The 13,440-nt window shown below is 72.4% G+C and carries 13 protein-coding genes; 6 read left to right on the top strand and 7 right to left on the bottom strand.

Going from position 1 to position 13,440, the window contains the following annotated elements:
• Window positions 1-103 precede the first annotated feature (103 nt).
• A complete protein-coding gene (locus tag H9651_RS00980; protein WP_318244706.1) occupies window positions 104-718 on the top strand; it encodes a helix-turn-helix transcriptional regulator in 615 nt (204 codons plus the stop codon).
• Window positions 719-757: 39 nt separating this feature from the next.
• On the opposite strand, the gene moaA is transcribed toward H9651_RS00980, so the two are convergent.
• A complete protein-coding gene (gene moaA / locus H9651_RS00975) occupies window positions 758-1,840 on the bottom strand; it encodes a GTP 3',8-cyclase MoaA (RefSeq protein WP_191717235.1) in 1,083 nt (360 codons plus the stop codon).
• A gap of 152 nt (window positions 1,841-1,992) precedes the next feature.
• On the opposite strand from moaA, the gene H9651_RS00970 reads away from it, so the two are divergent.
• The 4 genes from H9651_RS00970 to cydC all read left to right on the top strand — a co-directional run bounded on the left by H9651_RS00970 (window position 1,993) and on the right by cydC (window position 7,940).
• Window positions 1,993-3,420 (top strand): cytochrome ubiquinol oxidase subunit I, encoded by a 1,428-nt coding sequence (locus H9651_RS00970; RefSeq protein WP_191717234.1) that lies wholly within the window; start codon window positions 1,993-1,995, stop codon window positions 3,418-3,420.
• A gap of 9 nt (window positions 3,421-3,429) precedes the next feature.
• Window positions 3,430-4,461, top strand: a complete 1,032-nt coding sequence (gene cydB / locus H9651_RS00965) for a cytochrome d ubiquinol oxidase subunit II (protein ID WP_191717233.1) — start codon at window positions 3,430-3,432, stop codon at window positions 4,459-4,461.
• A 105-nt stretch (window positions 4,462-4,566) separates the two neighbouring features.
• Window positions 4,567-6,267, top strand: a complete 1,701-nt coding sequence (gene cydD, locus H9651_RS00960; protein WP_191717232.1) for a thiol reductant ABC exporter subunit CydD — start codon at window positions 4,567-4,569, stop codon at window positions 6,265-6,267.
• A complete protein-coding gene (gene cydC, locus H9651_RS00955) occupies window positions 6,264-7,940 on the top strand; it encodes a thiol reductant ABC exporter subunit CydC (protein WP_191717231.1) in 1,677 nt (558 codons plus the stop codon). The genes cydD and cydC overlap by 4 nt, the downstream gene beginning before the upstream one ends.
• An 8-nt stretch (window positions 7,941-7,948) precedes the next feature.
• Here cydC and H9651_RS00950 read toward each other — a convergent pair whose 3' ends face one another.
• Window positions 7,949-8,926, bottom strand: a complete 978-nt coding sequence (locus H9651_RS00950; RefSeq protein ID WP_191717230.1) for a DUF4190 domain-containing protein — start codon at window positions 8,924-8,926, stop codon at window positions 7,949-7,951.
• Between the two features lie 118 nt (window positions 8,927-9,044).
• Between H9651_RS00950 and H9651_RS00945 the strand changes: the two genes are divergently transcribed.
• Window positions 9,045-9,602 carry a GNAT family N-acetyltransferase gene (locus tag H9651_RS00945; protein WP_191717229.1) on the top strand — a complete coding sequence of 186 codons (558 nt, stop codon included), beginning with the start codon at window positions 9,045-9,047 and terminating at the stop codon, window positions 9,600-9,602.
• Between the two features lies 1 nt (window position 9,603).
• Here H9651_RS00945 and H9651_RS00940 read toward each other — a convergent pair whose 3' ends face one another.
• From H9651_RS00940 to H9651_RS00920, 5 genes are read right to left on the bottom strand one after another with little or no spacing between them, the layout of a single operon-like run.
• Entirely contained in the window at window positions 9,604-10,200 is a 597-nt protein-coding gene (locus H9651_RS00940; RefSeq protein ID WP_191717228.1) for a GNAT family N-acetyltransferase, read from the bottom strand.
• A complete protein-coding gene (locus H9651_RS00935; RefSeq protein WP_191717227.1) occupies window positions 10,197-11,336 on the bottom strand; it encodes a sulfate/molybdate ABC transporter ATP-binding protein in 1,140 nt (379 codons plus the stop codon). Before H9651_RS00935 ends, H9651_RS00940 begins: the two co-directional genes overlap by 4 nt.
• A complete protein-coding gene (locus H9651_RS00930) occupies window positions 11,333-12,214 on the bottom strand; it encodes an ABC transporter permease (RefSeq protein WP_404802976.1) in 882 nt (293 codons plus the stop codon). The genes H9651_RS00935 and H9651_RS00930 overlap by 4 nt, the downstream gene beginning before the upstream one ends.
• Window positions 12,211-13,011 (bottom strand): molybdate ABC transporter substrate-binding protein, encoded by an 801-nt coding sequence (modA, locus tag H9651_RS00925; RefSeq protein ID WP_191717226.1) that lies wholly within the window; start codon window positions 13,009-13,011, stop codon window positions 12,211-12,213. Before modA ends, H9651_RS00930 begins: the two co-directional genes overlap by 4 nt.
• 1 nt (window position 13,012) lies before the next feature.
• Complete coding sequence (locus H9651_RS00920; RefSeq protein ID WP_191717225.1) at window positions 13,013-13,405, bottom strand: TOBE domain-containing protein; 393 nt, start codon at window positions 13,403-13,405, stop codon at window positions 13,013-13,015.
• Window positions 13,406-13,440: the final 35 nt, after the last annotated feature.

Genomic DNA, 13,440 nt, shown 5'->3' with positions numbered 1-13,440 from the left:
ATCACCAGCCGCCGCCCCGGGGAGCACCGGTCGCAGGCATCTGCCGCTCCCCCGGCAGATGGTCGCGTGCAGGCGGCGGTGCAATCCCGTGAATAATGGGAGCGTGACGACCAAGACCGCGGGCTACAGTGCGATTTCCAGCTACTCCCGAGTGGAGATCCTCCATCACATCCAGGAGCGGTCCCCGCGCACCGTCGCCGAACTCGTGAGCGCCACGAAGCTGCACGCGAACACGGTGCGCGAGCACCTGCAGCGCCTCATCGATGACGGCTACGTCGTGTCCGAGATCGAGCACCGCACCACGCGTGGCCGGCCCCGCGTGCTCTACAGCGTCGCCGACGGGGCCGAGGCGTCGAGCCCCGTGCAGCGGCGCAAGGTGAAAGAGGCCGCCCAGCGCGGCGACCTCATGCGCCGCGTGCTCCCCAGCGAACTGCCGCCGGAGTTGACGACCGAGGCTCTGCACCAGGTGGATGCCCTCGTGGAGAACCTCGTGGATGCCGGCTTCGACCCCATCGTCGACGAGGCGGACCTCACGATCGACCTCACCCCGTGCGCGCACGCCGAAGTGCAGTCCGCTCACCGGCAGATGCTGTGCTCGGTGCACCTGGGTCTCATGCAGGGCGTCATCGCGCAGGCCGGCGGCCCGCTCACCGTCGATGGCATGCGCTCGTCGTGCGACCCGCGCGATTGCATCGTGCAGCTGTCCGCCCGGGGCTGATCCGCCCGGGGCTGATCCGCCCGCTCACCCGGAGGGGCGTCAGCCTCCGATGGCGTTCATGCCGCGCTCAGGCTGCAGGAACGACGGGTCGTCGATCGCGTGTCCGGGCAGCTTGCCGCGCACGCATGCACGCAGCAGCTGCTCGATGGCGGCATCCGATGCCGGCGCCGCAGGGCCCGTGGGGCGCAGCAGCGGCATGAGGTCGTACTCGGTGGTCGAGAACAGGCAGTTGCGCAGCTGACCGTCGGCCGTCAGCCGCAGCCGGTCGCAGTCGCCGCAGAACGGTGCCGTCACCGACGCGATCACCCCGACGGTGTGGGGTCCGTCATCGAGCACCCATCGCTCGGCCGGCGCTCCCCCGCGCCCCGGCACCGGCGTGAGTGCCCAGCGCGCGCGCAGAGCGGTGAGGATCTCCTCGCGAGTGACCATCTGGGTGCGATCCCACGTGTGACCGGCGTCGAGCGGCATCTGCTCGATGAAGCGCAGCTGCGCATCGTGGGCGACGGCGAACTCCACGAGGTCGACCATCTCGTCATCGTTGACGCCGCGCATGGCCACGGCGTTGAGCTTGAGGGGGCGCAGCCCGCTCTGCTGCGCCGCGCGGATGCCGGCCAGCACGTCGTCGAGCCGATCGCGGCGGGTGAGCGCGGCGAACCGGCCGCGATCGAGGGTGTCGATCGACACGTTCAGCCGATTAAGCCCCGCGGCCACGAGCGACGGCAGCAGCTCGGGCAAACGGATGCCGTTGGTGGTCATCGCCAGTTCGACCGGCGCGCCCGCAGCCCCGGTGATCGTGGCGAGTCGGCGCACCACCTCGACGATGTCGGGCCGCAGCAGCGGTTCGCCGCCGGTGAGGCGGAACGTGGTGATCCCCGCCCCGGCCACGACCCGCGCGACGCGCTCGATCTCGTCGAGCGAGAGGATGCCCGAGCGCGCCAGCCATTCGTTGCCCTGCTCCGGCATGCAGTAGGTGCAGCGCAGCGAGCAGCGGTCGGTGAGCGAGATGCGCAGGTCCCGGTGCACCCGCCCGAAGGTGTCCGCCAGCGGTCCACTCAGGGGCTCGTTCGCACCACCCGCGAGCCCCTCGGGGCGTGGGCCGATGACCACCTTCGTCGGTGTCATGGAGCGATATGCCAATCCACTCGATTGAGGGTACTCTCGTATTGGTCTGGCGTGGTCTGACCACAGAGGACATTATTCACGGCTCGTCCCCCATATGGCGGACGTGACGGCTGGATACCTTCAGGCTGACGGAAACATTCGGAAGGACTGCAATGGAACTGCTCGACCCGCTGCTGCTCGCGCGCTGGCAGTTCGGCCTGACGACGCTGTACCACTACCTGTTCGTGCCGCTGACGCTGGGGCTCGCGCTCGTCGTCGCGATCTTCCAGACCGCGTGGCACCGCACCGCCAACGTCGCCTGGCTGCACCTGACGCAGCTGTTCGGCAAGATCTTCCTCATCAACTTCGCGATGGGCGTGGTCACCGGCATCGTGCAGGAGTTCCAGTTCGGCATGAACTGGTCGGCCTACTCCCGCTTCGTCGGTGACATCTTCGGTGCTCCGCTGGCCTTCGAGGGACTCATGGCCTTCTTCTTCGAGGCCACCTTCATCGGCGTCTGGATCTTCGGCTGGAACAAGCTCCCCAAGGCCCTGCACCTCGCCTCGATCTGGATGGTGGTGATCGGCTCCACCCTGTCGGCGTACTTCATCCTCGCCGCCAACGCATTCATGCAGAACCCGGTCGGGTTCGAGATGGCCGCCGACGGTGGCCGCGCCGAACTCGTCGACTTCTGGGCGGTGCTCACCAACCCGGTGGTCTTGGCGGCGTTCCCGCACACGATCTTCGCCGCCTGGATGTTCGCCGCCGCCGTCGTCATCGCCGTCAGCGCGTGGCACCTCTCCCGCGGTCAGCACCTCGAGACGCTGCGCAAGTCGCTGCGCTTCGGCATGTGGTTCATGATCGTCTCGTTCGTCGGCGTCTTCCTCTCCGGCGACCAGCTCGGTCTCGTGATGGTCGCGACGCAGCCTATGAAGATGGCGGCCGCCGAGGCGATCTGGGACAGCGCCTGCGGTGCGGATGCCTCGTTCTCGCTCTTCTCCATCGGCACCCCCGACGGCTCCGAGGAGATCTGGTCGCTGCGCGTGCCCTACCTGCTGTCGCTGCTGTCGACGCATTCGCTCGACGGCTGCGTCGAGGGCCTCAACGATCTGCAGGCGCTGTACAGCGAGCAGTTCGGCGCCGGCATCGACTACATGCCCATCGTCTGGGTCACCTACTGGTCGTTCCGCTGGATGATCGCCCTCGGCGGCGTCGCCACGCTGATCTCGATCGCCGGCCTCTGGGTCACCCGCAAGAAGGCCACCCGCCCCGTGCGCGGCTGGATGTGGAAGATCGCCATCTGGTCGGCGCCGCTGCCGCTGCTCGGCAGCCTCGTGGGCTGGGTCTTCACCGAGATGGGTCGCCAGCCCTGGATCGTGTTCGGTCTCATGTTCACCGAAGACGGCGTCTCGCCCAACGTGCCGGGCTGGACGGTGCTGATATCGCTGATCGCCTTCACGCTCATCTATGCCGCGCTGGCGGTGGTGGAGTTCGGGTTGATCCTCAAAGCCGCGCAGAAGGGCCCCGAACCACTGCCGGACCCCGATGCCGAGGGCGCCGAGTCCACGGCCCTCGAAGACACCCCGACGACGGTCTACTAGGAGCACGTCATGGATCTCGCCTATCTCTGGTTCTTCATCGTCGGTGTGCTGTTCGTCGGCTACTTCGTGCTCGACGGCTTCGACTTCGGCGTCGGCATGTCGCTGCCCTTCCTCGGCAAGAACGAGGTCTCCCGCCGCCAGGTGATCAACACGATCGGTCCGGTCTGGGACCTCAACGAGACGTGGGTCATCGTCGCCGGGGCGTGCCTGTTCGCATCCTTCCCGGAGTGGTACGCCACGCTGTTCAGCGGGTTCTACCTCGCCCTGCTGCTGATCCTGCTGGCCCTCATCGCCCGCGGTGTCTCGTTCGAGTACCGCCACCAGCGCGACAGTCTGCGCTGGAAGCGCAACTTCGACCGCATGATCGTCATCGGCTCGGCACTGCCGGCGTTCCTCTGGGGCGTCGCGGTGGCCAACATCGTGCAGGGCGTGCCGCTGGATGCCGACCACGAGTTCGTCGGATCGCTCCTGACCCTGCTGAACCCCTACGGGCTGCTCGGCGGACTCACGACGCTGCTGCTGTTCTTCACCCACGGCGTGTATTTCGTCGCGCTGAAGACCGACGGCCAGGTGCGCACCGACGCCCGGGCGCTGGCCGCCAAGTCGGGCATCCTCACGGTCGTCGTCGCGGCGGTGTTCCTGGTGTGGACGGTGGCCAACGCCGCCGGCGGCGGGGCTCCGCTGCTCATGCTCGTGATCGCGTGCGCCGTCGTCGCCGCCGTGCTGCTGATCGCCTCGATCGTCGCCAACCGTCGTGACCGCGAGGGCTGGGCATTCGGGTTCGGCGCCGGCACCGTCATGTTCGCGGTGCTGACACTGTGGCTCGCGCTGTTCCCGAACGTGATGCCCTCCACCACCGACCCGGCCTTCAGCCTCACGATCGAGAACGCGTCGAGCACCGATTACACCCTCACGATCATGACGTGGGCGGCGGTCATCTTCCTGCCGCTCGTGCTGCTGTACCAGGGCTGGACGTACTGGGTGTTCCGCAAGCGCGTCACCCGCGCGCACATCGAGAAGGCTGCCGAAACAGTGCACTGAGACCTGGCCGCCCCGGCCGCGGGACGCGCGATTCGCGCGCCGGACCGGGGCGGTCTGTTGTGCCGGTGAGTGATCGGCCGTCGGCACGCATGGGAGGATCGATCCATGGCTTCGCAGGACGCGGACGCACCACCGCGTGTGGGCGGCCGACCCCTCGACCCTCGACTGCTGAGATATGCACGCGCATCGCGGGCGTTCTTCGTCACCCTCGGGGCGATCGGGCTCGCTCAGACCCTCGTGATCGTCGCGTTCGCGTGGCTGCTGACGCGCGCGATCGTCGCCGCGATCGACGGGGTGCCGTGGCCCGAACTCGCCGGCATCCTCGCCCCGCTCGCCGGTGTCGTCGCCGCGCGGGCGTGCCTGGTGTGGCTGCGCGAGTTCGTCACCGCGCGCGCATCGGCCCGGGTGCAGGCGCAGCTGCGCACCCATCTGGTCGATGCCGTCGACGTGCTCGGTCCCGGCTGGCTTGCGTCGCACAACTCCGCCCAGCTCGCCGTCACCGCGGGTCGCGGGCTCGACGCCCTCGACGCCTACTTCGGGCGCTACCTCCCCCAGCTCGTGCAGACGGTGATCGCGACGCCGGTGATCGTGCTGGTGATGTGGTGGATGGATTGGATCTCGGGCCTCACGGTCGTGATCACGATCCCCCTCATTCCCTTCTTCATGATCCTCATCGGCATGAGCACCCGCGCCGTGCAGAACCGGCAGTGGCAGACGCTGCGCCAACTGGCCGCGCGGTTCGCCGACACGGTGCGGGGGTTGTCGACCCTCACCATCTTCGGTCGTCAGCACCGCGCCGTCGCGTCGATCACGCGCGTGACCGAGAGCTACCGTGAGCAGACCATGCGGGTGCTGCGGGTCTCGTTCCTCTCGGGCTTCGCGCTCGAGCTGCTCGCGAGCCTGTCGGTGGCGATCATCGCGGTCTCGATCGGCTTCCGTCTGCTCGACGGAGAGCTGACGCTGCTGGTGGGCCTGTTCGTGCTGCTGCTGGCCCCCGAGGCGTATCTGCCGCTCCGTCAGGTGGGCGTGCAGTTCCATGCCGCCGCCGAGGGCGTATCGGCGACCGACGACGTCTTCGCCGTGCTCGACGAGGCCCGCGAGGCCCGCCGGTCGCGTCCGGCCCGCTATCACGCGGCCACGCCCGACGTGCCCGCTCGCTCGACGTTCCCCCGCCCGCCGCTCGTGGTGCGCGGGCTGCGCGTGCGCTACGGCGACCGCACGCTGGCACCGGTGGATTTCACGGTGGATGCCGGTGAACTCGTGCTGCTGGAGGGCGCCAGCGGCGCCGGCAAGTCGAGCGTGCTCGCCGCGCTCCGCGGCGCCGCGACCTTCGACGGCGAAGCGACCCTCGGGGGCGTTCCGGTGGCCGATCTGACCCCCGACCGCTGGCTGGCGTGGGCGGGCCAGCACCCGGGCCTCATCGCCGGCACCGTCGCGCAGAACGTCGCCCTCGGCGATGTGCAGGCCGATCTCTCGACGGTGTCGCGCGCGCTGAATCTCGCCGGCGCCGGCGAGCTCGATGCCGCACACGACCTCGGCGTGCAGGGTGCGGGACTGTCGGGCGGGCAGGCGCAGCGCGTGGCCGTCGCCCGCGCGATCTACCGGTACCTGCGCGGCGCGGCATCGGTCATCGCCCTCGACGAGCCGAGCGCGGCGCTGGATGCCACCACCGAGGATCTGCTGTGGCGCAGCCTGCGCCGCCTCACCGACAACGGTGCGACGGTGCTGCTGATCTCGCACCGCACCACCGCGCGCGCCTACGCCGACCGCGTCGTGCGCCTCGAACCGGCGGAGGTGCCGGCATGACCGCCCCCTACCCCACCGTCACCACCACCGCCGATGTGCTGCGCGGCGCGATGCCGCCGTGGCGCCGCTTCTGGCGCGCCGTGGCGTCGGGCTTCGCCACCGAGGCATCTGCCGTCGCCCTGCTGGCCGTCAGCGCGTGGCTCATCGTGCGCGCCAGCGAGCAGCCGGCCGTCATGTACCTCACCGCCGCCGTCGTCGGGGTGCGCGCGTTCGCGCTCTCGCGCGCGGCGTTCCGCTACCTCGAGCGGTTGACGGCCCACGATGCGGCGCTGCGCCAACTCGCCACCACCCGCACCTCGCTCGTGCGCCGTCTCATCCCCCTCGCCCCCGACGGCCTGGCCCGCACGCGGCGCGGCTCGGTGCTGGGCGCACTCGTCGACGACGTCGATGAGCTGCAGAACCTGCCGCTGCGGGTCGTGGAGCCGCTCGTCGGCTCGGCGGTCGTCGCGATCGCCGCCGTCGTGTTCGTCGGCTTCGTCTCGTGGCCCGCGGCCCTTACCCTTCTCGGCTGCCTCGCCGTCGCCGCGCTCGTCGCGACGGCATGGGGCTGGGTCGCGGGCGGCCGGGCGGAGCGCGCCATCGCGCCGCTGCGGGCACAGCTGGCCGACGCGGTCACCGACCACCTCGGCAGCCTCGACGTGCTGCAGGCCTACGGCGCCGAGGCCGAGAGCCGCGCCCGCATCGCGCGCGCCGATGCCGCCGTGCGCCGCGCGGTCGTGCGACGCGCCGGCGCGCAGGCCGCGACCACCGCGATCGTTTCGCTGCTGGCCGGTGCCGCCTCGATTCTCGCGGTGCTCGTGAGCGCTCCGGATGCCGCGACCCTCGGCGGTCCCGCGCTGGCGGTGGCCGTGCTCGTGCCGATGGCGGTGTTCGAGGTATTCGGCGCCGTGCCGCTGGCCGCCGCGGCGTGGCGTCAGGTGCACGCCTCCGCCGAGCGCATCGCCGACTCCGTGCCGAGCGGCATCCCCGACGGTCTCGTGCGGGACGCGCCCGCCGCGACCGGCGAGGCGCCCGCGCTCGGCGACGGTCTGCGGCTGCGCGGCGTCTCGGCCACCTGGCCCGGCGCCGAGCGTCCCTCCCTCGTCGACGTCGACCTCGACGTGCGCGCCGGCGAGCGACTGCTCGTGGTCGGGTCGAGCGGTGCCGGCAAGTCGACGCTCGCGCACGTGCTGGTGCGCTTCCTCGAGTGTGGCGGCACGTACGAGGTCGGCGGCCGATCGGTGCGGGACATCGCCCCCGACGACCTGCGCCTCACCGTCGGGCTGTGCGAGCAGCAGCCGATGCTGTTCGACGAGGACATCCGCCAGAACCTGCTGTTCGCCCGCGACACCGCGACAGACGACGAACTCGTCGCCGTGCTCGAGCGCGTGGGCCTCGGCCCGTGGCTTGCCGAGCGCGGTGGCCTCGACGCGCGTGTCGGTGAGCGCGGCGCACTGGTGTCGGGCGGGCAGGCCCAGCGCATCGCGCTGGCTCGGGCCCTCCTGCGCGGCTTCCCCGTGCTCGTGCTCGACGAGCCGACGGCGGGCGTCGACCCCGCGGCATCCGATGCGCTGCTGACCGATCTGCTGCAGGCGGTCTCCCCCGAGCAGGCCGTCGTGCTGATCTCGCATGTGTCGGTGCCCGCGGGCCTGGTCGACCGCGTCGCCCGGCTCGACAGCGGCCGACTGCGCTGACCGCTCGCTCAGCCGAGCAGCGTGAGCGCGGTGACCGCCGCCGCGACGAGGGCGGTCGCGATCATCGCGTACCCCACGATGAGGCCCGCCACCGCGTAGCCACGGCCGGGGGCGCCGGTGGCGGCGATGCCGCGCAGCGCGAGATGCCCGAACACGACCCCCATCGGCGCCAGCACGAACGCGAACACGAAAGCGAGCAGCGCCCTGGTGTCGACGGCGGTCGACTCGCCGTCGCGGCGAGTCGATGGCGGGCCCGCGGGCTGCACCGCGGTCGCGCCGGCCGCAGCGGATGCCGCGGCGTACGCGGCACCGGCGGCTCGTGCGGCGGCGGCCGCGCTCTGCTGCGGCAGCGCGGGGCGCTCCGGCACCTGCGGGGCGGCGGATGGCGCGGCCGGCGCGGCCGGCGCGGCCGCGGCTGTGCCGACGGCGATCGCCTCGGCGCGCTGGGCTCCGATGGGCTCGAACGTCGCGCGGTGCCCGGGGCGCGGAGCGCCGACAGAGCCGGTCGGCGACGATGTCGGGGCGGACGCGGCGGGCATGGCGGAGTCGACCCCGACCCACCAGGGCTCCCCCGGTCCGGCGTCGGACTGCGCCGGTCCGCCACCGGACTGCGCCGCTCCGGCACCGGACTGCCCCGCTCCGGCACCGGGCTGCGCCGGCGACACGACGCCGGCCACGGCGGCGCGCCACGCGGCGGCATCGGCCGAGAAAGCGAGTGGATGGGCACCGGATGCCCGGCGCGTGCCGCCGACGAGGTCGATGACGTCCGCCGGCTGCGGATCGTCGGGCGTGGCGCGGCGCGCCGCGCCGACCTGTTCGGCCCAGTCGACGAGGGCGGGGTAAGCCTGCGGATGCGCCGCGATCTGCGCCGCGTAGTCGGGATGCACCGCGGCGATGGCCGCCAGTTCGTGCGGGGTCGTCTCGGTACGATGCAGCGCCGTCCAGGCCGCGACGGAATCCCAGGCGTGCGCAGTGGCGGCAGTCATCGATCCTCCTGGTATCCAGTGCACCATCGTGGGGCCGCTCGCGCGATGGGGAGATCTCCCCATCGCATTGCGCGCTTTCGCCATGGCTGCTGCGCGGCCGTCCGCTACGTTCGGGCCTATGACTGTCCGCATCCGCGAGGCGACGGCCGACGACGCCCCCGCCATCGCCGCCATCCGGATCACGACGTGGCGCGCGGCCTACGCCGGCCTCATCCCGCAGCGCGCGCTTCACCGCCTCGACATCCACCGCGACGCCGACAACCGCCGGCGGCGCTGGGACGTCGCGCATGCCGACCCCCGCCACGTCGACCTGCTCGCCTTCGTCGACGACGAGCCGGTGGGCTGGGCGGCGGTGGGTACGCCTCTCGATGCCGATGACGGCGACGGCGACGGCGACGGCGACTCCGACGACGGGCAGCTGTACGCGATCTACGTGCTGCCGGAGCACTGGGATGCGGGCGTCGGACGCGCCCTGCTCACCCGGGCGGAACAGGCGCTGCGTGAGGGCGGCTTCGCGCGCGGTCAGCTGTGGGTGCTCGCCGGCAACGACCGCGCCGCGGCCTTCTACGAGCGCCACGGCTGGCTCGAGGACGGCACCCGCAAGCTCGAAGTGATCCTCGCCGGCAGCCCCGATGCGCAGACCCTCGACGAGCGCGGCCGGGTCAAGGCGCTCTGAGTCAGAGGGAGCGGGCGAACACCTGCACGCCGTCGTGCGACGGCACCCGCTCGAACCCGAGCCGGTCGTAGAACGCCAGCGCCCCGGTGTTGTCGGCGGACGCCACGAGGTGCAGCGCCGCCACGCCTTGGGCGCGGAGCGCGTCGCTGAGGGTGTCGATCAGCCGACGCCCCCAGCCCTGCCCCTGCAGCTCGGGCAGCAGGTCGATGTGCAGGTGTGCGGGGTGGGTGTCGCCGTAGGGCTCGACTCCCGGCCCGCGACCGTAGGCGTAGATGAGCACGCCATCCTGACGGGTGCGCTCCCCGGCGGGCCGCGGCCACCGCTCGGCGAACCGCGGCCACCACTCGGACGCGAACCACCCCTCGAACGCCCGCGTGTCGGGCGCGCCGACGACGTAACCGGCGACACGGCCGTCGTCGGTCTCGACCACGAACGCGAACTCCGGATGCCGCGCGACGTAGGGCAGCACGAACACCTCACCCCACAGGTCCTCGTCGACCAGCACGCCGGTGGCATCCGCGCCGGCATCGGCCGTCAGCAGGCACACGCGGGCGAGGGCTGCTTCGTCGCCGGGGCGGAAGGGGCGGATGCGGCTCATGGCGCCATCCTGCCACCCGCCGCGGTCACGGCCGTCGCCGTCGCCGTCGCCGCCGCCGACACCGCGACGATCCGCACATCGGATGCCGCGATGCGCAGCCGCACCGGCACGCCCGATCCGAGCCCGAGGGCAGCGACCTCTTCCACGGCCACGTCGGCGGTGACGGCGGGGGTCTCGGTGTGCACGCGCACGCCGGCGAGCGTCTGTTCGAGGCGCACGACACGCGCGATCCACTCCCCCGGCACCACGGGCGCGGCCGCCGCGACCCGCAGCGCGCCGGTGAGGGTGTGCTCGGCGACAGCCTCGACACGCACGGCGCCCGGGCGGAAGAGCGCGACCGCCGTCCGCGGGGCGCCGGGAGCGGGCAGCAGCAGTGCGCCGGAGCGCCAGGTGCCGTCCCTCACCTCGCCGACGACACGGTTAAGTCCCGCGATGACGGCGCCGAACCCGGTCGCCGGCTGGTGCAGCACCTCGCGCACGGGTCCCTGCTGTGTCACCCGGCCGTCCTCCAGCAGCACCAGGTGCTGCGCGAGCGCGGCGGCATCCACCGCGTCATGGGTGACGAGCACGGTCGTGGTGGGCACCGCGGCGAGCTGCTCGGCCAGCATGGCGCGGATGCCGCCGGCGGTTTCGGCATCCAGCGCCGTCAACGGCTCATCCAGCAGCAGCACGTCCGGCGCCGCGGCAAGCGCCCGGGCGAGTGCCACCCGCTGCTGCTGCCCGCCCGACAGTTCGCGCGGGACGTGGCCACCCGAACCGGGCAGCCCGACCCGCCAAAGCCATTCGTCGGCCTCGCCCCGCGCGCGACGGCGCGCCATGCCGCCGGCGCGCAGCCCGAACGCCACGTTGTCGCGGGCGCTCAGGTGGGGGAACAGGCGCGGGTCCTGCCCCAGCAGCACCACCCCTCGGCGATGCGGGGCGAGGTGCACGCGTGGGCCCGACACCTCACGGTCGCCGATGCGGATGGTGCCCGTAGACGGCCGCACGAACCCGGCGAGCACATCGAGCAGCGTGGACTTGCCCGCCCCACTCGGCCCCATCACCGCAACGGTCTCACCCGCGTGCGCGTCCAGAGCCGCGTGCAGCCGAAAGCCGCGGCGGGCGACGTCGACGTCCACGTGCAGGGCGGTGGTCATCGCGGCACCCCCGGTCGCCACGCCCGCACGAGCAGCAGCACCGATACGGCGGTCACCAGCAGCAGCAGCGACAGGGCCACGGCGCTGCCCTGGGTGACCCCGGCGCCGTTGAACGCGGTGTAGATGGCCAGCGGCATCGTCTGGGTCACCCCCGGCGCGTTGCCCGCGAACAGCGCGGTGGCCCCGAACTCGCCGACAGCCCGGGCGAAGCTCAGCACGGTGCCGGCGACCAGCCCCGGAGTCGCCAGCGGCAGGGTCACCCGCCAGAGGGTCGTCCACCGGCCCGCGCCGAGACCGGCGGCGGTCTGCTCGTAGCCGACCCCGGTGGAGCGCAGCGACCCCTCCAGCGCCAGGACGAGGAACGGCAGGGCGACGAACGTCTGCGCGAGCACGACCGCCGTCGTCGTGAACGGCACCTGCACGCCCCACTGCGCCAGGACGGGCCCGAGCCAGCCGGAACGCCCGAACAGGAACAGCAGCGCCACGCCTCCCACCATGGGCGGCAGCACGAGCGGCACGGTCACCAGCGCCCGGAGCGCTGCGGCCGTGCGGCTGCCGGCGCGGGCGATGACCAGCGCCAGCGGCACCCCCAGCACGAGGCACAGCGCCGTGGCCACCAGCGCGGTCTGCAACGACAGCCCCAGCGCCGACAGCGCCGCCGGCGCCGTGATGTCGGCCCAGAGCGTCGACCACTCCACGCGGGCGATGAGAGCCGCCAGCGGCACGACCAGCAGCGCCAACCCGACGACGGCGGGAAGCGCCAGCACAGGCGGCACGAAGCCGTACGAGGTGCGGCCCGGCCGCGGCGTCGGGGCCGATCCCGCGCCGACGCGCGCGTCGTCGCGACGGGGCTGCCGTGACGCGCCGGGCGCCGTCACGGTGCACCGAAGCCGTGGGCGGCCAGCACCCGCTGACCCTCGGCGCTCTGCACGAAGGCCACGAACGCGGCGGCGGCCGCCGGATGGGCGGACGTTGCCAGATCGACGATCGGGTAGCGGTTGACGACGTCCGCCGTCCCCGGCACCGCGACGGTGTCGAGATCGGCGGCGGCGGCATCCGTCACGTACACCAGACCCGCATCCGCCTCGCCGGTGGCGACCTTGGTCACCACGGCGGTGACATTCTGCTCGTGGCTGTCGACGACGGCGGTCACTCCGGCCGCGTCGAGCAGGGCGATGGATGCCGCGCCGCACGGCACCGCGACGTCGCACAGCACGACGATGAGGTCGGGGTCCGCGAGGTCTGCCAGACCCGCCACCCCGGCGGGGTTGCCGGGAGGGGTCACGAGCGCGAGGGTGTTGGTCGCGAACGGCGCGGGGGCATCGGCCAGCCCGGCATCCACCACCCGCTGCATGGTGGGTTCGTCGGCCGAGGCGAAGACATCCACGGCGGCCCCTTCGACGATCTGCGTCGCGAGCGTGGACGAGCCGTCGTAGCCGATGGGCAGCACCTCGAGCGACGGATGCCGCGCCTCGAACGCCGTCGCCAGTTCGTCGAACGCCCCCTGCAGCGACGCCGCCGCGAAGATCGACAGCTCCCCGGAGAGCTGCTCCCCGATCACCGACGGCGCGGCGCCCGCCCCATCGGGGTCGACGTCGCTGCCGGCGGTCGAGGCGCACCCGGCGAGCGCGAGCACCGCGGCGAGCCCGAGCAGCAGCGCACGCGCGGCGCGCACGTCAGGCCTTCGCGATCTCGACGATGACGTTGGTCGCCTTCACGAGCGCCACCGCGAGCGAGCCGGGTTCGAGCGCCAGTTCGCGCACCGCTTCGGCCGACATCAGCGACACCACCCGATGGGGGCCGGCCTGGATGTCGACCTGCGCCATGATGCCGTCCATCTGCACGCGGGTCACGAGCCCCACGAATCGGTTGCGGGCGCTGCTGAGCACGTCGGGCGGATCAGCGACCCTGCGGGCGACCTCGACGGCGTGGGCGGCGAGCGCGTCACCGGGGATGCGGGCCGGGCTGTCGCCCGTGGTCGGGAGCGTGCCCTGATCCACCCAGCGGCGTACGGTGTCGTCGCTGACGCCCAGCAGGCGCGCGGCCTCGGCGATGCGGAAGCTCTCCATGGCGCCGAAGATACACCCGCAACCGCGGCGATGGC

It is taken from the genome of Microbacterium pullorum (assembly GCF_014836535.1).
Classification (GTDB): domain Bacteria; phylum Actinomycetota; class Actinomycetes; order Actinomycetales; family Microbacteriaceae; genus Microbacterium; species Microbacterium pullorum.
Note: the sequence above shows the minus strand (reverse complement) of the source record. Positions and strands in the feature narration are given on the sequence as shown.